The following is an 18,483-nucleotide window of genomic DNA, read 5'->3' as shown; positions in this document are numbered from 1 at the left end:
AAGACTGCGACAAAAAGCAACATGGCTGATGGACAGCGGCTGGCGTGGGGCTTTGGCGAGGTATTCATCGGCCTTATCGGCAGGCCAGACAGAAACGCCCCGGCAAGCCGGGGCGTTCTGGGAGGGTCACACGGAGTTGCAGGTTTTCAGCTTAGCGGATACCCGACTGACGCAGGGCGGCTGGCTGGAAATCGGCCTTGCTGGCACTGAAGCCGAAGTCGTAAGCACGCTTCTCTTCGTTCTTCATGCCCAGGGCCAGGTAGCGCCCCGACTGCAGGTCGTAGATGGCTTCAAGGGTGTACCAAGGCACCTGCACGTTGTAGTACGGCTGGGCATGGGCCTCGGACACGCGCCACAGTTGGCCACGGCCGTCGTACTGGTCGATCACAGCCGCTTGCCAGGTGTCTTCGTCGATGTAGAAGTCTCGCTTGGCGTAGATGTGCCGCTGGCCGGGCTTTAGGGTCGCAACCACATGCCAGACCCGGCGCAGCTCGTAGCGGGTCAGGTCCTGATTGATGTGCCCGGCTTTGAGGATGTCGGCGTACTTGAGCTTGGGGTCGTCCAGCTTGAAAGCGTTGGAAGCGATGTACATCTCCTTCTTGCCTTCGAGCTTCCAGTCGTAGCGGTCCGGTGCGCCGTTGTACATGTCCAGGTTGTCTGAGGTGCGCAGGCCATCGGCCGCGGTACCCGGGCCGTCGTACGACACCTGCGGTGCCTGGCGCACCCGGCGCTGGCCGGCGTTGTAGATCCAGGCCTTGCGCGGTTCCTTGACCTGGTCGAGGGTCTCGTGCACCAGCAGCACGGTGCCGGCCAGGCGCGCCGGAGCCGTCACCTCCTGCTTGAAGTAGAACAGGATGTTGCCTGGGTTGTTCGGGTCGTAGTCCTTCATCTTGTCGCGGAAAACGAACTGGTCGGCGAAATACACCAGGCTGTAGGAGCCGTTCTGCTGCGGGGTTGCCTGGGTCACCAGGCGGCTGACGCTGCCGCCGCGGTAGCGGGTGATATGGTTCCAGATCACTTCCAGGCCGCTTTTCGGGATCGGGAAAGGCACGGCGGTCTGGAAGTTGTTCAGGCCGTTACCACCTTCGACCAGGGTGGTCGCGGTGGCGTTCTTCTTGATCGCGGCGAACACATCGTCAGGCACCGTGGCGCCACGGTGGGTCTTGTAGACAGGGATCTTGAAGGTGTCCGGGTAACGCTTGAGCATTGCCAGCTGGCCCGGCGAGAGCTTGTCCTTGTACTGGTCGGCGTTCTGCGCGGTGATGGTCAACAGCGGCTTGTCACTGCCATAGGGGTCGGCAAGGAAGCCCTTGGCATCGACGCTGCCTGCGGTCTTCGACAGTGGCTCCCACGGGCCGATCGAACCGTCGGCGTTACCTGCCTTTTCCGCGCCCATCGGGGTCAGTGTGCTGCCAAGCTTTGCCGCTTCATCGGCGGATACCGCAGCCATTACGCTGGTCGCCAGCAGGGACAGGCCCAGTACACCGGCTTGCAACAGACTTCTGGTCTTGTTCATCTCGTGTCGTCCTGGATCAGTATTCTTAGAAGTTCACGCCGAGGCTGAGGGCGACGAAGTCGCGATCATCCACGGTGCTGTACTTGCCGTCGAAGAAGGAGGTGTACGACAGGCTGGCGGTATAGGTCTGCTGATACTCCGCGTCCAGGCCCAGGCTGATCGCCTTGCGCCCTTCCTCGAAGTTGCCGCCAGGGCCTGGCGAATAACCATCGACGTCATGCGACCAGGCCACGCTCGGGCGCAGGTTCACCCCGGCAAACACGTTGTTGTAGTCCCAGATCGCACGGACGCGGTAACCCCAGGAATCGGCAGTGGTGTAGCCGTCGTTTTCGCAATAGCGCGATACGTTGTTGGCATTGGAGGTGCCCAGAGTGCTTGTGTTGAGCGCCTCGCACTGGCCACTGGGCAGCGGGCCCGGGCCAAAGACCGGGTCACGCCCGTAACGCGCCTTGGAGGTGCTTTCCAGGCCACCGACGTGGGTCCAGCCGACTTCGCCAACCATGGTCAGCCGCTCAGCCCCCATTACCTGGTCGAAGAAGTGGGTGAACGTGGTCTGCAACTGGGTGATTTCCTTGCGGCGGTAGCCCGGCTGATCGGCACCTGGAGTGCCTTGCAGTACGGATACGTTGGGGTTGAGCGGAGTCAGGCCCGAGTAGAGGATATCGGTGGTATTGAGCTGCACCGGGGCATTTGGCCGATAGCTGATTTCCCCGCTCCAGGCGGTGCCGGTGGGCAACGTGGTCGAGAAGCTCAGGCCATACAGGCGGATGTCTTCCGGATATTCCACGTAGTAGCTGGAATTGCCTGCGACCTGCAGCGGCATCAGGCTCGGCAGCAGGTTGGCCAAGGCACCGGCCGGCACCCCCGCCCTGACCAACGCGCCGGCCAGACCGCTGGTGCTGTAGAACTGAGCGTCTGCGCCGCGGCCACTGAAGATTGGCGCACGGCTGTGATAGTTCATGAAGTAGCCACCAAACTCGGTGTTGAGCGGCTCGAACATGTAGCGCATGGCCAAACCGAACTGCCCGCTGTCGCGCGCATCGCGATCCGCGCCGCGACGCACGATCACCCCTTCGTCAGGGTTGCCGTAGGTCACGCCCCGGGCGGCCAGGGTGTTGTTCACCGGGGTCGCCAGCGGCCCAAGGCGGCTGGCCAGCGAGTTCTTCGTGGCGAGCACCGCCAGGTTGTTGTTGCAACCATCGGCGATCACGTCCGGCTGGGAGAAGAATGTGCCGCAGTTGTCGACAACCGTCTGGTCCCACTCGATCTGGTAGAAGCCTTCGGCCGACAGGTTGTCGGTGAGGCTTTGCGACACGTAGAACATGTTGACCGGAATCAGGCCCTCTTTGATCTCGGCCCCCGGGCGACGAAACGCCGAAACGTCGATCGGGTTGATCGCATTGATGCCGCCGCCGATGAAGGTACTCTCGCCCCAGCTAACCACCTGCTTGCCCAGGCGTACCGAGCCCGGCTGATCGCCGATAGCGTAGTTGTGGTAGACGAAGGCATCGAGCAGCTCCGAACCTGCCGACTTGGCGCCTTCCTTGCGGTTTGAGTCACTGATGTCCTTGAATTCGCGGTTTTCGTCTTTCAGCTCGAAGTCGTACCAGTATTTGCCGCGCACAAACACGCCGGTGTCGCCGTACTTGAGTTCGAGGTCATGGATGCCTTTGAAGATCTTCGAGAAGGTTTCGCCCTTCTTGAAGTTCAGGTGGCCGTCGTCGGAGGTCTGCGACAGGCCCTTGCCACCGTTGTTCACCCCGATCAGGTTCTTGTTGGGGTTGGCGGTGGACCAGCTGGCGCCGACGGAGAGCGACGAGTCGAACTGGCCTTCGATTTCACCAATGTTGAAACTGACAGCGAAAGCAGGACTTGCGAGCGTGGAAGCAAGGCTGACGGCCAAGGGCAACCTGGCCCGGCGCCAGAACGGATTTGCAGATTTCATCGACGCTACTCCATGTACTTTATTGTTATGGCAGTGAGTCCTTTCAGAAACGGCCCGAGCGACCGGTGAGCAGGTTTCCCCTGCAGCGGCACGTCTTGCGCGTGCCGCCCTCCCCCATTCCTGAAAATCCCCTGGGCCCGACTATAGCCAGCAGGCTCAGGTGCTTGATCCCTCTAAAGTGTGATTTGCGCACCTGCTGCCAAATCGGCCCGGCGTTTCCCGGGCAGCGCATCGGCCGTGCTGAAGCATGGCCGAAATTTTACGTTTGGCAAGGGCTCAGCCTCTCTAGCATGCGGGTCGCGCAACGTGATGTGCGACCCGGAGCGGGCTTACAAGGTAGACAGGAAGGTGCTGTTACTGGCCTGCCACTGGACGATGTCCTGGCGGATACGCTTCTTGTCTAGCTTGCCGACACTGGTCTTGGGAATTTCAGTAACAACAGCGATCTGGCTGGGAATCGCCCACTTGTTGATGTGGCCTTCCTCGACGAAAGGCTTCAGATGCTCCTTCAAGGTTTTGGCGTCGATCGCCTTGTCCTCACGCACCACCAGCAGGGCAAACGGGCGCTCGCCCCATTGCGGGTCGGCTACGCCTACCACCGCCACTTCACGCACGGCCGGATGACGGCTGATCAAGTCCTCCAGGTCGAGCGAAGAGATCCATTCGCCGCCGGTCTTGATCACATCCTTGATGCGGTCGCGGATATCGATGTAGCCCATGCCGTCGAGAGTGGCGACGTCACCGGTGTGCAGCCAGCCACCCTGCCAAAGCTCCTCGCTCTTTTCCGGCTCCTTGAAATAGCCCATGGTCAGCCATGGCGCACGCAGCACCAGCTCACCCTGGGTCTCGCCATCGGCCGGCAGGAAATTGCCCTCGCCATCTACGATTGCCGCTTCCACCAACGGCACCGGTACACCGGCCTTGATGCGGTAGGTAACGCGTTCATCCTCGCTGCCGGCCTGCAACTCGTCATTCAGGTGCGCGGCAGATATCAGCGGGCAGGTTTCGGACATGCCATAAGCGGCAGTCAGCTGGATGCCACGGGCCAGCGCGGCCTTGTACAGCGAACTGTTCAGGGCGCTGCCGCCGATGATGATCTTCCAGCCGCCGAAATCCTGGCCCTGGGCGTTCGGGCAGTTGAGCAGCATCTGCAGGATGGTCGGCACACAGTGCGAGAAGGTGACCTTCTCTTCGCGCCACAGCTTGACCAGCATGTCCGGCTCATAACGGCCCGGGTAGACCTGCTTCATGCCGAGCATGGTGGCCGCGTAGGGGATGCCCCAGGCATGCACGTGGAACATCGGCGTGATGGGCATGTACACGTCATTGCTGCCGAGCAGGCGCACGCTGTCGATACTGCCGGTCACCGCCGCTTCGGCCAGGGTATGCAACACCAGCTGGCGGTGCGTGAAGTAGACGCCCTTGGGGTTGCCCGTGGTACCGGTGGTGTAGAAGGTGGTGGCCACCGAATTCTCGTCGAAATCCGGGAAGTCGTAACGCGGGCTGGCGGCCGCGAGCAATTGCTCGTATTCACCGACGAGGTTGGGCAAGTCGGCAGTCTTGTCCGGGCCATCGGTGATCAGTAAGGTCTTGTCGACCGTGGTCAGTTGCCCGGCGACGGCCTGATAAAGGCCGACGAAGTCGCTGTTGACCAGTACGAAACGGTCTTCAGCGTGGTTCATGGTGTAGAGGATCTGCTCGGGCGAAAGGCGCACGTTGATGGTGTGCACCACTGCGCCGATCATCGGGATGGCGAACATGCATTCCAGGTAACGGTGGCTGTCCCAGTCCATCACCGCCACGGTGTCACCGGCCTTGACCCCGGCGTCGGTCAGCACATTGGCGAGGCGGGCGATGCGTTCGTTGAGCTGCGGATAAGTCAGGCGCAGCTGGTCGCGATAGACGATCTCGCGGGTCTTCTCGTAGCGGCTGCCGGACATCAGCAGGCGCTTGATCAACAGAGGGAAGCTATAGGCGCCCTCGGCGGGCTTGATGATGCGGGTCTGCAACATGGTGATCCCTTTTCTGAAAAAGCATGCCGAACAAGTCTGGATCTACTGTAGTTGCTCAATGTGACGGTCAAATCAGCCGAAGGAATGATTTGGCGGCGCCAGGTATGAGTGGCATTGTGCGCAGTGATGGACCAACCCCTGCCCTGCCATCGGAGCTCCTGTGATGCCTAGCTTGCGCCGCGCCGTGTTTCTCGATCACCAATCCCTGGACCTTGGCGACCTTGACCTGTCGCCATTGCAGCAACAGTTCGACGAATTCGAACTGTTCGCCGCCACCCGCCCGGAGCAGGTCGTCGAACGCCTGCAGGGCGCTGTCGCGGTGGTCAGCAACAAGGTCATGCTCGATGCCGCCACGCTGGCCGCCAACCCGCAGCTGAAGCTGATCCTGGTAGCCGCGACCGGCACCAACAATGTCGACCTCGCAGCTGCCCGCGCCCAGGGCATCACGGTCTGCAACTGCCAGGGCTATGGCACCCCCTCGGTGGCCCAGCACACCATCGCCCTGCTGCTGGCCCTGGCCACACGCCTGTGCGACTACAACCAGGCGGTGGCCGACGGCGAGTGGGCCAAGGCCAGCCAGTTCTGCCTGCTGGATTTCCCGATCATCGAGCTGGAAGGCAAGACCCTCGGCCTGCTAGGCCATGGCGAACTGGGCGGCGCGGTGGCACGACTCGCCGAAGCCTTCGGCATGCGCGTGCTGAGCGGGCACATCCCTGGCCGCCCGGCCCGTGACGATCGCCTGGCGCTGGATGAACTGCTGCCACAGGTCGACGCGTTGACCCTGCACTGCCCGCTGAACGAGCACACCCGGCACATGATCGGTGCCCACGAACTGGCGCTGCTGAAAAAGGGCGCTCTGGTGGTCAACACCGCCCGCGGTGGCCTGATCGACGAGCAGGCCTTGGCCGACGCATTGCGCAGCGGCCACCTCGGCGGCGCGGCCACCGATGTGCTGAGCGTCGAGCCGCCGGTCAATGGCAACCCGCTGCTGGAGAAGGGCATCCCACGCTTGCTGATCACTCCACACAGCGCCTGGGGCGCGGTGGAGTCGCGCCAGCGCATCGTCGGCCAGCTCAGCGAAAACGCCAGGGCCTATTTCGAAGGCCAGCCGCGCCGTGTGGTCAGCTGAGCTCCAGCTCAGTCCCGCGCCCGGCTCTGTTACACTGCGCCACTTTTTCAGGAGGCGTCGTCCATGGACCCGCGCAGTGAAGTATTGCTCCGCCAGGCAGAGCTGTTCCAGGGCCCGCTGCTGCTCGCCGGCGCCCCCGCCGACGGCCTGCTCGGGCAGCTGCCCCAAGCCCTTGGCTGGACCTGGCATGCAGGCGACCAGGCCATGCTCGACAGCCGCTTCGCGGGGCGCAGCCACCACGGCGTCGATGTGCCGTCGGTAGCCTTCGAGACGGCGGTGCTGTTCCTGCCCAAGTCCCGCGAGCTGGCGGCCTACCTGCTCAACGCCCTGGCTGCGCGCCTGGCAGGCGGTGAGCTGTACCTGGTGGGTGAAAAACGCGGTGGCATCGAAGGCGCGGCCAAACAACTGCAGGCGTTCGGCAAGCCGCGCAAGCTGGACAGCGCGCGGCATTGCCAACTGTGGCAGGTGACCGTGGAAAACGCGCCGCAAGCCAAACCGCTGGAGAGCCTGGCCGAACGCTTCACCCTCGATCTCGAAGACGGCCCACTGCAGGTGGTGAGCCTGCCGGGGGTATTCAGCCACGGCCGCCTTGACCGCGGCACTGCCCTGCTACTCAAGTATCTGGACAATCTGCCGATCGGCCATGTGCTCGATTTTGGCTGCGGCGCTGGCGTGCTGGGTGCCACGGTCAAACGGCGTTATCCACAAAGCCGGGTCACGCTGCTGGATGTAGATGCCTTCGCCGTGGCAGCCAGCCGCCTGACCCTGGCGGCCAACTGCCTTGAGGGCGAGGTCATCAGCGGCGATGGCATCGATGCCGCACCTGCCGACCTGAGCCTGATCCTGAGCAACCCACCGTTCCATACCGGGGTCCACACGAACTACCAGGCATCGGAAAACTTGCTGAAAAAATCCGGCGAACATCTGAGAAGAGGTGGCGAAATGCGCCTCGTGGCAAACAGCTTCCTGCGCTATCAGCCGCTCATCGAAGGTGCCTTGGGCAATTGCCAGACCTGCGCCGAGGCCGATGGCTTCCGCATCTATCGGGCAACACGCGGTTAAAAACAGGGCTTGCCGAAACGGTTTCGGCTAGGCAGAATCCGCACCGTCCTAGGGGAGTAGTCTCCCGCGAGCGCCCTGCTCGCCCGGTACGCGTCAACATACTTGGCCCACAGGCCATGGCGCGTGCGACCCAGCGGCCTGCACAGACAGGTCCTCGGTTTGACAAGACCTATGACACGCACACCTTACCCGGGGCGGGGAGGCTGTACGTGTCATAGCCGTGTCGGCCCGCCCCCGTAGGAAACCTGATGCTGGAATCTCTGTTGGTCCCCACCGCAATCGTTGCCTTGGCCGAAATTGGCGACAAGACGCAACTGCTCGCGCTCATCCTTGCCGCCCGCTTCCGCAAGCCTTGGCCGATCATCGCCGGCATCATCGCGGCTACCTTGGCCAACCATGCCGCGGCCGGCGCCGTGGGGGCCTGGGTCGGCAGCTTCTTCAGCGAGTCGGTACTGCACTGGGTTCTTGCCGCGAGCTTCACCGCCACCGCGCTGTGGACCCTGGTGCCGGACAAGATGGACGATGACGAGAATCCGGCCCGCCGCTTCGGCCCGTTCCTGACCACACTTATCGCGTTCTTCCTGGCCGAAATCGGTGACAAGACCCAAGTGGCCACGGTGATGCTGGCTGCGCAGTATCCGCACCTGATCCTGGTCATCGTCGGGACGACCTTGGGCATGCTGATCGCCAACGTGCCGGTGGTGCTGGCGGGTAATTTCGCTGCGGAGAAACTCCCTCTGACGCTGATTCGTCGCCTGGCGGCTTCTGCGTTCTTCGTGCTGGCCATCGTTGCCGTGTACTCGGCGATGAAGACCAGTGGCTGGGTGGGCTGAGCTGAAAAGCAGGGGCCGCTGTGCGGCCCCTTGTGGTTTTACTTCTTCGCGGCCTCGTACAACGGCATCACTTTTGGAATCGCCGCTTGCAACGAGGCGATCCGGCTGCTCGAAGCCGGGTGAGTACTCATGAACTCAGGTGGCGCCCCCTCCGAGGCCTTGCTCATCTTGTTCCACAAGGTGATCGCGGCATTCGGGTCGTAACCGGCACGCGCCGACAACTCCAGGCCGATCAGGTCGGCCTCGTTCTCGTTGGCGCGGCTGTTCGGCAGGGTCATGGAATAGTTCACCACGGCGTCGGCCAACGCCATGCTGTCCTGGCCAAGGCCAAGCAAGGCGCCCGCACCCTGGCGCGCCATCTGCACGCCGTAGGCCTTGGACATCGCTTCGCGGCTATGCTCGCGCAAGGCATGGGCGATTTCGTGGCCGACCACTGCGGCGATTTCCGCATCGGTGAGCTTGAGCTGATCGATCAGCCCGGTGTAGACGATGATCTTGCCGCCCGGCCCGCAGTTGGCATTGAGCTCGTCACTCTTGATGACGTTGACTTCCCAGTTCCACTGAGCCGCATCCGGGCGGAACTTGGGCGCCTGGGCAATCAGCCGGCTGGCGATGGCCTGCACACGCTTGGCATCGTTGCTGGACTTGTCCAGCACGCCCTTGCTCGACGCCTCGCCGAGGGTCTGCTGGTAGGACTGGGCGTACATCTGGTTGACCTCATCGGTCGAAAGCATGCTGAACATGTACTGCTGGCGGTCGACGCCGACAGCACCGCCACTGGTGGTATTCACCGCCTGGCAGCCGGCCAGCAGGATGCCAGCACTCAATAGGCTGACGACAAAAGACTTACGCATGAAAACACTCCCTTTTTACATGCGCCGTATCCTAGGCTGAGTCGCTTGTACCCGCCATAGCCGCAGGGAAGATTTTACCTAAGCCGGTGTCAGGCACTCAGGCGCGTCCAGTTTCGGGTCGTTGACGAAGTTTGCCAGGGCCCGCTCGCGCAGCATCGCCGGCGGGCTGGCGAGCAGCTCGTGCAAGCGTGGCAACGGTGTGTCCGGGTCCAGCCAGGCAGCCTGGCCGGCCTGGTCGAGGATCAGGGGTCGGCGCTGGTTCATTGCGGCCTGGGTCACCACCGCGCAACTCAACCACACCTGGTCCTGTACCGGGTAGGCCTCCCAGACGGCAGCAAAATACAGCGATGCGCCCTCCCCCGGCGTCAGCCAGTAAGGCCGTTTGCGCACCGTACCGCGCCACTCATAGAAACCGTTGGCGGGCATCAGGCAACGGCGCAGGCGAAATGCTTCGCGGAACATCGGCTGCTCGGCCAAGGTCTCGGCCCGGGCATGAGCGGGGGTGCGCGAGAGGTCGGTGAGCCATGCAGGGGTCAGCCCCCAGCGCGCCTTTTCCAACTGCTGCTGGCCGTCGAGCAGGCGCTGGATCAGCACCGAAGCGCCAGGCGCGATATTCCATTGGGCCGGCTGGCCGGCAGGGAAACCCGGCAGGCTGGCCAGCGCCTGAGGCCAGCGAAACAGGGCGTAACGTCCACACATGGGCGATTTCAGAACCTAGCAGATCAAGGTACCGGGATGACTCTCCGGCTCGTCACCGGCAAGCGGCTCGGCACCATTGTACGCATCGATCAGTTGCCGTGCGTATTCGGCCTGTTCGTCGGGCACCGCAAGCCCGAGCAGCCCCTGCAACGGCAACTCACCCGCGCCGCCCATCAGGTCGCGACCGGCGAGGTGCGCTTCGATGCCCTCGCTGGCCAGCATGCACACCAGCATTTCAGCTTCCATCAGGTTTTCCGGTTCGTAGATCCGCCGCATCAGTCGTTCTCACCGTAGACATCCAGCATCCATTCCTCGCCATGAACCTGCAGCACGAAGCGGATAGGCTTGCAGCACACCTGGCAGTCCTCGATGTACTCCTGGTCGCCCCCGGACAGGTCCACGGTCGTTTCGACTTCTTCACCACAATAAGGACAATCGTAGAACGCTTGTTCGAGCATCGCGGCCTCCGGGGTGACTTGTGCGTATAATTGTCGGTCTGTTTACAGGGCTTGAGTGTGCCCGAGCCGTTTTTTCGGGCCCCACCCCTTACCTTATTACCCTAGCCGTTTCCAACAAGAGAGCATGATGGGCGAATTCGATGCCATCCGACCGTACGACGATGCTGAGGTCCCTGCCGTTCTGGCACGCCTGCTCAGCGACCCGGCATTCCTCGATATCCTCACCCACTTCAAATTCCCGCGCGCAGCCGGCGCCCTCGGCTGGCTGCTCAAGCCGCTGATCGCCCGCCGCCTGCGCAAGGAGTTCGCCGGCGTCACCTGCGTATCGACCCTGCAGGACAAAGTCGAGTATTACGTCGACCAGACCATCGAACGCGCCACCGACGGCGTCACCTACTCCGGCGTCGAACAGCTCAAGTCGGGCACGGCCTATCTATTCCTGGCCAACCACCGCGACATCGTCATGGACCCGGCCTTCGTCAACTACGCGGTCTACCACGCCGGCCTGCCGACGCCGCGCATCGCCATCGGCGACAACCTGCTGCAAAAGCCGTTCGTCAGCGACATGATGCGCCTGAACAAGAGCTTCATCGTGCACCGCTCGATCAGTGGCCGCCGGGAAAAGCTTGCGGCCTACCAGTTGCTCTCGGCCTATATCAACCATTCGATTCGCAATGACGGCACGTCGATCTGGATCGCCCAGGCCGAAGGCCGCGCCAAGGACGGTGACGACCGGACCGATTCGGCAATCCTCAAGATGTTCCACATGAGTCGCAAGGACGAGCCGTTCGGTGCAGTGATCCAGAGCCTGAACCTGATCCCGGTGTCGATCAGCTACGAGTACGACCCCTGCGACCAGGCCAAGGCCCGCGAGCTGTACATCCGCGCCACCACCGGCACGTACAAGAAGGCCCCCGGCGAAGACGACAACAGCATCGCCAAGGGCATCACCGGCTACAAGGGCCGGGTGCACATCAACTTCGCCCCGCCAGTGACCGAGTACTACGAGGACACCAAGCAGCTGGCACAGGAAACCGACCGGCAGATCCTCGGCGGTTACCGCCTGTTCCCGGTGCATTACCTGGCGTATGCGATGTGGAGCGAGAAGGACGAGGCACTGCAGGTGCCGAGCGCCGAGAAGGTGTTCCCGGCAGAGGAGCTGGCCAAGGCCAGGGAAGAGTGGCAACGGCGGCTGGACGCCTGCCCCGAGGAACAGCGGCCTTACCTGGTGTTGCAGTATGCGACGCCAGTGCGCAACCAGTATCAGGTCAAGCAGCAGGCGCCTGTTGCCTGACCCGAGCGGGGCCGCCTGGCGGCCCCGGTACGTTCAGATCCAGGTGCTGAGCCAGGACAGCAGCAGCGCCATGGCCAGGCAGGAAAAACCCAGGATGTAGTAGTAGCGTGGCACGCGCTGGGCAAACACATCCGCCGGCCCCTCCTCCACCGCCAGACGCTCGCGGGTAATCGCCTCACGCCGCCGTGCGCTCTGCAGCAGCAACCCGCCTGGGCAGGTCAGCAAGAGCGCCAGCAGATTGATCAGCTTGGTAGGGTGGGCGGAAAGAAAGCCCCAGAGCACTTGCAACGACATCACGCAACCTCGGTCATAGCCACAGCGAAGCCCGGCATTCTACCGAAGTCCGACCCGGCCGCCCGTGCTTGGCGACAAAGTGTCACTTGATTTCATCCTGTCACATGCTCGTCATCAGGACAGGCCACGCTATCGGCCTTTTCCCGTACCGGAGCTTGTTGATGCTGCACGCCGAAAACCAGGATCGCCTCTATCACGTGACTCAGAGCGATGAGCAGCAGGCGTTGATCGATGGTTTCGCCATCAATGTCCAGGACCGCCAGTGGCTGATCTACTGCGCGCTGGGCGGGCATGTGCACGAGGACCTGCCGGAGGTGGATGCGAGCACCGGCATCAGCTTGCTGGATTTCCATATAGCAGCCGCTTGAACCTGTTCCGGCCTCTTCGCGGGCACGCCCGCTCCCACAGGTAAGGCGCTGTACTTGAGATCAGTGAAATCCCTGTGATAGCGGGCATGCCCGCGAAGAGGCAGGCACAGGCAACAAAAAACCCGCTACCTGGCACTCAGGTAGCGGGTTTTCAGGTTTGCAGCGTAAGGCTTATTCGCCCAGCACCTGACCGATGGTCGGGTCCTTGAACAGGCGGGTCAGCGCATCGCTCAGCACATCGCCCACCAGCTGGGTGTTGGTGTCCTGGTTCGGCGCCATGCCGAAGCGCTGGTCCAGCGAAGCACCGTAACGGCCGCTGTAGCGGCGGCTGGCATTCTGCACATCGGCACGGAAGGTGGCACCGATGGTGGCTTCGGTCACGTACAGGTTGTCTTTAGGGGACTGATACTTCAGTTCGGCCAGGGTCACGGTCAGCTGTGGTGCGTTATAGGCATTCGGCGTCGGGGTGAAGCCGAGCAGGCGCACGGCGGCTTCGGCCTGGGCCTGCAGCTTGGGCACGACATCATTGCCACTGACGCTGATGGTGCTGGTTTCGGGGTACATGCCGCCCCGGGTGCCCAGGGACTGCGAAGCACGCCCATCGACCACCTTGACCACTACCGGCTGGCCGTGGCCGACCGGTGCGAGCTGAGCCTTGAGCGTGGGTTGCGGGCTGAGTTGTTGCGGGCTGTGGGCACAACCGACCAGGCTGAGGCTGGCTACGGCAATCAAACCGAACAACAGACGTTGCAACATGCGCGTTTCTCCAGAAAATACGGCGAAGGCCCACAGTATACCCAGCCAGGCACAGACCAGTCATCGGTCCGACCCGCTTGTCACAATCGTTTCATGGCCGCGCCCTTATCCTTGCGCCAAGCCCAAACGAACAGGACGTACCGCCATGGCCTCGCTCTGGACACTGCTCTGCCAACGCCCGCGTCACAACGCCTATGCTCGCCTGGACGGCGAAGGCATATGCCTGGCCTTCAAGCAGTGCAGCCAGGCACCGAGCGGTAGTGGATGGGTGCAGATCAGCGAAATACAGCTCGCCTGGCTGGGCCGCGAATTGCCCGCCGAAGCCCGGGCTTGCGCCCGCGCAAGCCGCCGTTGGCACCAGCGCATCCTCGCAGCCTGACAAACGCTGCAATAAAAACCACGAATTACGACCTTTCTGCCCGCGACATCGTTATAATCTCCCCCCGATTATAAGGACGTCTCCTGATCGGGCCCCGCATCTGTCGATTGACCTCGACACCTACACCCGCTTCGCCCACAGAGAGCCTTCCACTCAGGTCTTGCATCGGCTGTCGTGCCTGCTTTTCCGGCCCTTCGCACTGCATGAACCTGTGGGTTGCCATCGCGCAGTCCCCTTTTGAGGTTCACGTCTCCAAAAGAGCGTGAAAAAACGGTTTTTCACAACTTCACGAGAGTGTGGCGAGCAAATGAACAGTCTGGCATGTGCAAAAGCGGCAGATGAGTCCCGAACAGCCCTGAACAGGCGGCAGAAGCGCTCATTCCGGATGAGTGTCTGAGGTCGTTCCATAGCGCACGCACGACACCTTGACCATAAGTCGAATTGCCGCACCCGTGGCAGACAGCGTTCAATAACTGAACCCGAAGACTGGTTGGCGGTGTCCGCGGAAGTTGCAAGAACTGCGAAGAGTCGGACATGGCGATCCTGGCAACCCCAGTGGTCCTATGCTGTCAATTAGGTAGCTGTAGATTGTGGAGACGCGTTAAATGGCGCAGAACGAATCGGTTGATGTGGTATTGGTAGGCGCGGGCATCATGAGTGCCACCCTGGCCGTACTGCTCAAGGAGCTTGACCCGACCCTGAAGCTTGAGGTCGTCGAGGCAATGGACTCCGGAGCCGCGGAAAGCTCCAACCCCTGGAACAACGCAGGCACCGGCCACGCCGGCCTGTGCGAGCTGAACTACACGCCTCAGGCTGCCGACGGCAGCATCGACATCAAGAAGGCCGTGCACATCAACGCCCAGTTCGAGGTCTCGCGCCAGTTCTGGGCCTACCTGAGCAAGAAGAGCACCTTCGGCTCGGCACGTGCATTCATCAACCCGGTCCCGCACCTGAGCTACGTCGAAGGTGACAAGGGTGTGTCCTTCCTGAAGAAGCGCTTCGAGCTGCTCAAGCAGCACCACGCCTTCGCCGAGATGCAATACACCGAAGACAAGAGCGTGATGAAGGAGTGGATGCCGCTGATGATGCCAGGCCGCCCGGCCGACCAGCACATCGCCGCAACCCGCGTTGCCAAAGGCACCGACGTCAACTTCGGGGCACTGACCAACAAGCTGCTGAAGATTCTGGGTGACAGCGCCGATGCGCAGGTCAAGTACAGCAAGAAAGTCGTCGGCCTGCGCCGTAACGGCAGCGGCTGGACCGTCAGCATCAAGGACGTCATCAGCGGCGGCGCCCGTGAAGTCGACGCCCGCTTCGTGTTCCTCGGCGCTGGCGGCGCGGCCCTGCCGCTGCTGCAAATGTCCGGCATCCCGGAAAGCAAAGGCTTCGGCGGCTTCCCGGTCAGCGGCCAGTGGCTGCGTTGCGACAACCCGGAAATCGTCAAGCAGCACCAGGCCAAGGTGTACAGCCAGGCTGCGGTCGGTGCACCGCCAATGTCGGTGCCACACTTGGATACCCGCGTGGTAGACGGCAAGACTTCGCTGCTGTTCGGCCCTTACGCCGGCTTCACCACCAAGTTCCTCAAGCACGGCTCGCTCATGGACCTGCCGCTGTCGGTGCGCATGGGCAACATCGGCCCGATGCTGGCCGTAGCCCGTGACAACATGGACCTGACCAAATACCTGGTCAGCGAAGTGATGCAGTCGATGGAACAGCGCCTGGAATCCCTGCGCCGCTTCTACCCGCAGGCCAGAGCCGAAGACTGGCGCCTGGAAGTGGCCGGCCAGCGCGTGCAGATCATCAAGAAGGACCCGAAGAAAGGCGGCATCCTGCAGTTCGGTACCGAGCTGGTCTCGGCACAGGACGGCAGCCTGGCTGCGCTGCTCGGCGCCTCGCCAGGTGCTTCGGTAACCGTGTCGATCATGCTCGAACTGATCGAGCGCTGCTTCCCCGAGCAGGCCAAAGGTGCCTGGGCTGCCAAGCTCAAGGAAATCTTCCCGGCTCGCGAGAAGGCACTGGCCACCGATGCCGCGCTGTACCGCAAGATCAGTGCCGACAACGATGTGGCACTGGAATTGGTGGAAGACAGCCCAGCCAAGCACTATGCCTGAGCCGGCCTGAAACGAAAAAACGCCCCTCGGGGCGTTTTTTTGTGCCTGGAATCTCTATCAGCCGCGGGCCTTGGCGATGATCTCGACGTACTCCGGCGCGTTACGCTGGTCGGCGATCACCTCGACGAAGGTCTTGCCGTGCTCGTCCTTGCCATCCAGGTCCAGGCCAGCCTCGACGAAGAAGCCTACGAAGCGCTCGAAGTCATCGACACGCAGGCCGCGGTAGCCTTTGATCAGCTTGTGGTGCGAAGGCGAGGTCACGCCATCGGCCGGCTCAAACTGTAGGAACGACTTGATGTAGTCGTCGCTGATTTCGTCACCAATCACCTGCTTCTTGTCTTTGCGCATTGCCGGCTCCAACTGACCATCATGGAATTTCGAAGGCCGGCAGTTTACCCCCCACAGCCAGCGCGCCTCAACGCGAACGTACGGTACCGGTGTGCAGGTCGGCCCAGATGTGGCCATTGGCGTAGGTCAGGAACTGCACATAGACGGTCTCGTTACGCAGCAGGTCCATGATCACCCGGTAATCGCCGACCGGGTAATTCAGGCTCAAGGTTCGCGACTTTTCGTCGAACACTGGCTTCTTCAGGCTTTTGCCCGCCTCGCCATCGAAGTTGAGCAACACCTGGCTGATGGTCGCGCCCTTGTTCAGCGGTTTGCCCTTCAGGCGCATCTGCAGCGAAGCCGTGATCGGGATCGGCTGCTGGTCGGACTGGCGCTGTGCCCCCACCACTACCGAGTAGTCGGTTACTTGCAGCAACTGCTGGCCGGTCGGCGCTTCCTGGCGCAGGGACTGGTCATCGGGGGGCAGGAACTGGCTGTGCAGCGGCGCGGCGGCGAGAGGCAGGCTCACCGCCAGCAGCAGGGGAAGAATCGCACGCATGTGAGGCTCCTTGGCATGAAGGCGCACTCTAGCACGCAGGCAACAGCAGAACTCAATCGAACTGCGCGAGCATCCAGGCTTGGTATTCAGCCGCGCCGGGTTCACCTTCACGTGGCGCCCAGGCGGCATGCTCACCCTCGACCAACTGGCGGTAAGGGCCGGCCTTGCATTCGAACATGATGGTGTTGGGGTCGAGCGCCACCAGACCATGGTAGACGCCCGGCGGCAGGTCTACCCCCATGCACTCGCCGCCCGCTTCGAGGATGCGGGTGCCAGTCAGCGCGCCCTGCTCATCGAACAGCAACAGACCGAGGCGGCCTTTGAGCACCAGCATGGTTTCAGCCTTGTCGTCGCTCAGGTGCCGGTGCGGCGCGATGTAGGTCGAGGGTTGCAAGCCGATCGCCAGGCGGTGGCAAGGGTCTGCCATCTCATGGAAGTTGTGATGGTGCCGCAGACGCGGCGCATCGGCGGCTTTTTGCGCCAGCCCGGTAAGCAACGTTTGGTCGATGAATGCAGGCTGGCTCATGGTTACAGTCCCTTGACCGCGAAAATGCCGTTAGCGTTACGCCAGTAGCCTTTATAGTCCATTCCGTAACCAAAGATATAGCGATCAATGCACGGCAGGCCGGCATAACTGGCTTTCAAGCCTGGGCTGGCCTTGCGGTCGTGGTCCTTGTCGATGAGCACCGCAGTGTGCACCGCGCGCGCGCCGGCATGCTTGCAGAATTCGATGATGGCGCTGAGGGTGTGGCCTTCATCGAGGATGTCGTCGACGATCAGCACGTCACGGTCGATGAACGACACTTCCGGCTTGGCCTTCCAGAACAACTCGCCACCACTGGTCTGGTTACGGTAACGGGTGGCATGGATGTACGAGACCTCCAGCGGGAACTGCAGGTGGGTCAGCAGTTTGCCAGCAAAGATCAGGCCGCCGTTCATCACGCAGAACACCACTGGGTTGGTGTCGTGCAGGTCCTTGCAGATCTGCTCGCCGACCTTGGCGATGGCCGCTTCGACTTCAGCTTCGTTGTAAAGGCAGTCTGCCTCGCGCATGACTTGACGGATGTGCTCGAGATCGGCGGACATGGCGCTCTCCAGGGGGGCATTTTGGAAAAGCGGGCAAAGGTACGCATCCGCTCGTCACAGATCAAGCATTTATGGACTAACGTGCAAAAGGACTACACGACAGCAAAGGCTGAATAGATTAATCTAGCGCGGTTTTTTTGCCCGCCTTTCGGAGCCCCCTATGCCTACTCGTGAGATCCGCCATCCGCTGATCCGCCACAAGCTCGGCCTGATGCGCCGTGCCGACATCAGCACCAAGAATTTTCGCGAACTCGCCCAGGAAGTCGGCGCCCTCCTGACCTACGAAGCCACCCAGGACCTGCCCCTCGAAAGCTATGAGATCGACGGCTGGTGCGGCAAGGTACAAGTTGAAAAAATAGCCGGCAAGAAGATCACCGTGGTACCGATCCTGCGCGCCGGCATCGGCATGCTCGACGGCGTACTCAGCCTGATCCCGGGCGCCAAGGTCAGCGCCGTGGGTGTTGCCCGCAACGAAGAAACCCTCGAAGCACACACCTACCTGGAAAAGCTCGCGCCAGACATCAACCAGCGCCTGGCCCTGATCATCGACCCGATGCTCGCCACCGGCGGTTCGATGGTGGCCACCATCGACCTGCTGAAAAAGGCCGGTTGCAAGGAGATCCGCGCCATGGTGCTGGTCGCCGCGCCAGAAGGTATCGAAGTGGTGGAGAAAGCCCACCCGGACGTGCAGATCTACACCGCTTCGATCGACCAGCGCCTCAACGAGCATGGTTACATCGTCCCAGGCCTGGGCGATGCCGGTGACAAGATCTTCGGCACCAAGCAGAAGGACGCCTGACC

Annotated in this window: 21 protein-coding genes and 1 riboswitch; of the genes, 8 read left to right on the top strand and 13 right to left on the bottom strand. The window is 62.2% G+C overall.

Annotated features, from left to right (window positions below; all coding sequences use genetic code 11):
• Positions 1–151: 151 nt before the first annotated feature.
• From APH33_RS23790 to APH33_RS23780, 3 genes are all read right to left on the bottom strand, one after another.
• Complete coding sequence (locus APH33_RS23790) at positions 152–1,516, bottom strand: DUF1329 domain-containing protein (RefSeq protein WP_054887493.1); 1,365 nt, start codon at positions 1,514–1,516, stop codon at positions 152–154.
• A 25-nt stretch (positions 1,517–1,541) separates the two neighbouring features.
• Complete coding sequence (locus APH33_RS23785; protein WP_054887492.1) at positions 1,542–3,461, bottom strand: DUF1302 domain-containing protein; 1,920 nt, start codon at positions 3,459–3,461, stop codon at positions 1,542–1,544.
• A gap of 329 nt (positions 3,462–3,790) precedes the next feature.
• Positions 3,791–5,473 carry a fatty acid--CoA ligase gene (locus APH33_RS23780; RefSeq protein WP_054887491.1) on the bottom strand — a complete coding sequence of 561 codons (1,683 nt, stop codon included), beginning with the start codon at positions 5,471–5,473 and terminating at the stop codon, positions 3,791–3,793.
• Positions 5,474–5,636: 163 nt separating this feature from the next.
• Between APH33_RS23780 and APH33_RS23775 the strand changes: the two genes are divergently transcribed.
• The 3 genes from APH33_RS23775 to APH33_RS23765 all read left to right on the top strand — a co-directional run bounded on the left by APH33_RS23775 (position 5,637) and on the right by APH33_RS23765 (position 8,497).
• Positions 5,637–6,602 carry a 2-hydroxyacid dehydrogenase gene (locus APH33_RS23775; protein ID WP_054887490.1) on the top strand — a complete coding sequence of 322 codons (966 nt, stop codon included), beginning with the start codon at positions 5,637–5,639 and terminating at the stop codon, positions 6,600–6,602.
• A gap of 63 nt (positions 6,603–6,665) precedes the next feature.
• Positions 6,666–7,664, top strand: coding sequence for a class I SAM-dependent methyltransferase (locus tag APH33_RS23770; RefSeq protein WP_054887489.1), 999 nt, complete (start codon positions 6,666–6,668; stop codon positions 7,662–7,664).
• Between the two features lie 39 nt (positions 7,665–7,703).
• A riboswitch (yybP-ykoY riboswitch) is annotated at positions 7,704–7,898 on the top strand.
• Positions 7,899–7,915: 17 nt separating this feature from the next.
• Positions 7,916–8,497, top strand: a complete 582-nt coding sequence (locus APH33_RS23765) for a TMEM165/GDT1 family protein (RefSeq protein ID WP_177332442.1) — start codon at positions 7,916–7,918, stop codon at positions 8,495–8,497.
• A 38-nt stretch (positions 8,498–8,535) separates the two neighbouring features.
• On the opposite strand, the gene APH33_RS23760 is transcribed toward APH33_RS23765, so the two are convergent.
• The 4 genes from APH33_RS23760 to APH33_RS23745 all read right to left on the bottom strand — a co-directional run bounded on the left by APH33_RS23760 (position 8,536) and on the right by APH33_RS23745 (position 10,508).
• Entirely contained in the window at positions 8,536–9,351 is an 816-nt protein-coding gene (locus tag APH33_RS23760; RefSeq protein WP_054887487.1) for a M48 family metallopeptidase, read from the bottom strand.
• Positions 9,352–9,429: 78 nt separating this feature from the next.
• Positions 9,430–10,050: an SOS response-associated peptidase gene (locus tag APH33_RS23755; RefSeq protein WP_054887486.1), complete on the bottom strand. Its 621-nt coding sequence runs from the start codon at positions 10,048–10,050 to the stop codon at positions 9,430–9,432.
• A gap of 15 nt (positions 10,051–10,065) precedes the next feature.
• Positions 10,066–10,326, bottom strand: a complete 261-nt coding sequence (locus APH33_RS23750; RefSeq protein ID WP_054887485.1) for a putative signal transducing protein — start codon at positions 10,324–10,326, stop codon at positions 10,066–10,068.
• Positions 10,326–10,508 carry a CPXCG motif-containing cysteine-rich protein gene (locus APH33_RS23745; RefSeq protein WP_008096588.1) on the bottom strand — a complete coding sequence of 61 codons (183 nt, stop codon included), beginning with the start codon at positions 10,506–10,508 and terminating at the stop codon, positions 10,326–10,328. The genes APH33_RS23750 and APH33_RS23745 overlap by 1 nt, the downstream gene beginning before the upstream one ends.
• Positions 10,509–10,632: 124 nt before the next feature.
• On the opposite strand from APH33_RS23745, the gene APH33_RS23740 reads away from it, so the two are divergent.
• Positions 10,633–11,802 carry a 1-acyl-sn-glycerol-3-phosphate acyltransferase gene (locus APH33_RS23740; RefSeq protein WP_082433693.1) on the top strand — a complete coding sequence of 390 codons (1,170 nt, stop codon included), beginning with the start codon at positions 10,633–10,635 and terminating at the stop codon, positions 11,800–11,802.
• 33 nt (positions 11,803–11,835) lie between these two features.
• On the opposite strand, the gene APH33_RS23735 is transcribed toward APH33_RS23740, so the two are convergent.
• Positions 11,836–12,096 (bottom strand): hypothetical protein, encoded by a 261-nt coding sequence (locus tag APH33_RS23735; RefSeq protein WP_054887483.1) that lies wholly within the window; start codon positions 12,094–12,096, stop codon positions 11,836–11,838.
• Between the two features lie 161 nt (positions 12,097–12,257).
• Here APH33_RS23735 and APH33_RS23730 point away from each other — a divergent pair, with 161 nt between their 5' ends.
• Positions 12,258–12,464: a hypothetical protein gene (locus APH33_RS23730; protein ID WP_054887482.1), complete on the top strand. Its 207-nt coding sequence runs from the start codon at positions 12,258–12,260 to the stop codon at positions 12,462–12,464.
• Positions 12,465–12,635: 171 nt separating this feature from the next.
• Here the strand turns inward: APH33_RS23730 and APH33_RS23725 are convergent, their stop codons facing one another.
• Positions 12,636–13,220 carry a YajG family lipoprotein gene (locus tag APH33_RS23725; protein ID WP_054887481.1) on the bottom strand — a complete coding sequence of 195 codons (585 nt, stop codon included), beginning with the start codon at positions 13,218–13,220 and terminating at the stop codon, positions 12,636–12,638.
• A 145-nt stretch (positions 13,221–13,365) separates the two neighbouring features.
• Here APH33_RS23725 and APH33_RS23720 point away from each other — a divergent pair, with 145 nt between their 5' ends.
• Together APH33_RS23720 and mqo are read left to right on the top strand one after the other, a co-directional pair.
• Positions 13,366–13,599: a hypothetical protein gene (locus APH33_RS23720; protein WP_054887480.1), complete on the top strand. Its 234-nt coding sequence runs from the start codon at positions 13,366–13,368 to the stop codon at positions 13,597–13,599.
• A gap of 605 nt (positions 13,600–14,204) precedes the next feature.
• Positions 14,205–15,710: a malate dehydrogenase (quinone) gene (gene mqo, locus APH33_RS23715; protein WP_054887479.1), complete on the top strand. Its 1,506-nt coding sequence runs from the start codon at positions 14,205–14,207 to the stop codon at positions 15,708–15,710.
• 57 nt (positions 15,711–15,767) lie between these two features.
• On the opposite strand, the gene APH33_RS23710 is transcribed toward mqo, so the two are convergent.
• The 4 genes from APH33_RS23710 to APH33_RS23695 all read right to left on the bottom strand — a co-directional run bounded on the left by APH33_RS23710 (position 15,768) and on the right by APH33_RS23695 (position 17,682).
• Positions 15,768–16,058, bottom strand: a complete 291-nt coding sequence (locus tag APH33_RS23710) for a PA4642 family protein (protein ID WP_027918322.1) — start codon at positions 16,056–16,058, stop codon at positions 15,768–15,770.
• Between the two features lie 67 nt (positions 16,059–16,125).
• Positions 16,126–16,596 (bottom strand): hypothetical protein, encoded by a 471-nt coding sequence (locus tag APH33_RS23705; RefSeq protein ID WP_054887478.1) that lies wholly within the window; start codon positions 16,594–16,596, stop codon positions 16,126–16,128.
• A 52-nt stretch (positions 16,597–16,648) separates the two neighbouring features.
• On the bottom strand, positions 16,649–17,122 hold the full coding sequence (locus tag APH33_RS23700) for a WbuC family cupin fold metalloprotein (RefSeq protein ID WP_054887477.1): 474 nt from the start codon (positions 17,120–17,122) through the stop codon (positions 16,649–16,651).
• A gap of 2 nt (positions 17,123–17,124) precedes the next feature.
• The gene (locus tag APH33_RS23695; protein WP_054887476.1) at positions 17,125–17,682 is read right to left on the bottom strand and encodes a hypoxanthine-guanine phosphoribosyltransferase; all 558 of its coding nucleotides are present in this window, start codon (positions 17,680–17,682) and stop codon (positions 17,125–17,127) included.
• 160 nt (positions 17,683–17,842) lie between these two features.
• Here APH33_RS23695 and upp point away from each other — a divergent pair, with 160 nt between their 5' ends.
• Positions 17,843–18,481 carry a uracil phosphoribosyltransferase gene (gene upp, locus APH33_RS23690; protein ID WP_054887475.1) on the top strand — a complete coding sequence of 213 codons (639 nt, stop codon included), beginning with the start codon at positions 17,843–17,845 and terminating at the stop codon, positions 18,479–18,481.
• Positions 18,482–18,483 lie beyond the last annotated feature (2 nt).

The organism is Pseudomonas sp. NBRC 111130 (assembly GCF_001320485.1).
Classification (GTDB): domain Bacteria; phylum Pseudomonadota; class Gammaproteobacteria; order Pseudomonadales; family Pseudomonadaceae; genus Aquipseudomonas; species Aquipseudomonas vlassakiae.
Note: the sequence above shows the minus strand (reverse complement) of the source record. Positions and strands in the feature narration are given on the sequence as shown.

Coding starts and splice junctions, on each gene's coding strand:
- APH33_RS23790 (WP_054887493.1), bottom strand. CDS start 1,516: ATGAACAAGACCAGAAGTCTGTTGCAAGCCGGTGTACTGGGCCTGTCC.
- APH33_RS23785 (WP_054887492.1), bottom strand. CDS start 3,461: ATGAAATCTGCAAATCCGTTCTGGCGCCGGGCCAGGTTGCCCTTGGCC.
- APH33_RS23780 (WP_054887491.1), bottom strand. CDS start 5,473: ATGTTGCAGACCCGCATCATCAAGCCCGCCGAGGGCGCCTATAGCTTC.
- APH33_RS23775 (WP_054887490.1), top strand. CDS start 5,637: ATGCCTAGCTTGCGCCGCGCCGTGTTTCTCGATCACCAATCCCTGGAC.
- APH33_RS23770 (WP_054887489.1), top strand. CDS start 6,666: ATGGACCCGCGCAGTGAAGTATTGCTCCGCCAGGCAGAGCTGTTCCAG.
- APH33_RS23760 (WP_054887487.1), bottom strand. CDS start 9,351: ATGCGTAAGTCTTTTGTCGTCAGCCTATTGAGTGCTGGCATCCTGCTG.
- APH33_RS23755 (WP_054887486.1), bottom strand. CDS start 10,050: ATGTGTGGACGTTACGCCCTGTTTCGCTGGCCTCAGGCGCTGGCCAGC.
- APH33_RS23750 (WP_054887485.1), bottom strand. CDS start 10,326: ATGCGGCGGATCTACGAACCGGAAAACCTGATGGAAGCTGAAATGCTG.
- APH33_RS23745 (WP_008096588.1), bottom strand. CDS start 10,508: ATGCTCGAACAAGCGTTCTACGATTGTCCTTATTGTGGTGAAGAAGTC.
- APH33_RS23740 (WP_082433693.1), top strand. CDS start 10,633: ATGATGGGCGAATTCGATGCCATCCGACCGTACGACGATGCTGAGGTC.
- APH33_RS23735 (WP_054887483.1), bottom strand. CDS start 12,096: ATGTCGTTGCAAGTGCTCTGGGGCTTTCTTTCCGCCCACCCTACCAAG.
- APH33_RS23730 (WP_054887482.1), top strand. CDS start 12,258: ATGCTGCACGCCGAAAACCAGGATCGCCTCTATCACGTGACTCAGAGC.
- APH33_RS23725 (WP_054887481.1), bottom strand. CDS start 13,220: ATGTTGCAACGTCTGTTGTTCGGTTTGATTGCCGTAGCCAGCCTCAGC.
- APH33_RS23720 (WP_054887480.1), top strand. CDS start 13,366: ATGGCCTCGCTCTGGACACTGCTCTGCCAACGCCCGCGTCACAACGCC.
- mqo (WP_054887479.1), top strand. CDS start 14,205: ATGGCGCAGAACGAATCGGTTGATGTGGTATTGGTAGGCGCGGGCATC.
- APH33_RS23710 (WP_027918322.1), bottom strand. CDS start 16,058: ATGCGCAAAGACAAGAAGCAGGTGATTGGTGACGAAATCAGCGACGAC.
- APH33_RS23705 (WP_054887478.1), bottom strand. CDS start 16,596: ATGCGTGCGATTCTTCCCCTGCTGCTGGCGGTGAGCCTGCCTCTCGCC.
- APH33_RS23700 (WP_054887477.1), bottom strand. CDS start 17,122: ATGAGCCAGCCTGCATTCATCGACCAAACGTTGCTTACCGGGCTGGCG.
- APH33_RS23695 (WP_054887476.1), bottom strand. CDS start 17,682: ATGTCCGCCGATCTCGAGCACATCCGTCAAGTCATGCGCGAGGCAGAC.
- upp (WP_054887475.1), top strand. CDS start 17,843: ATGCCTACTCGTGAGATCCGCCATCCGCTGATCCGCCACAAGCTCGGC.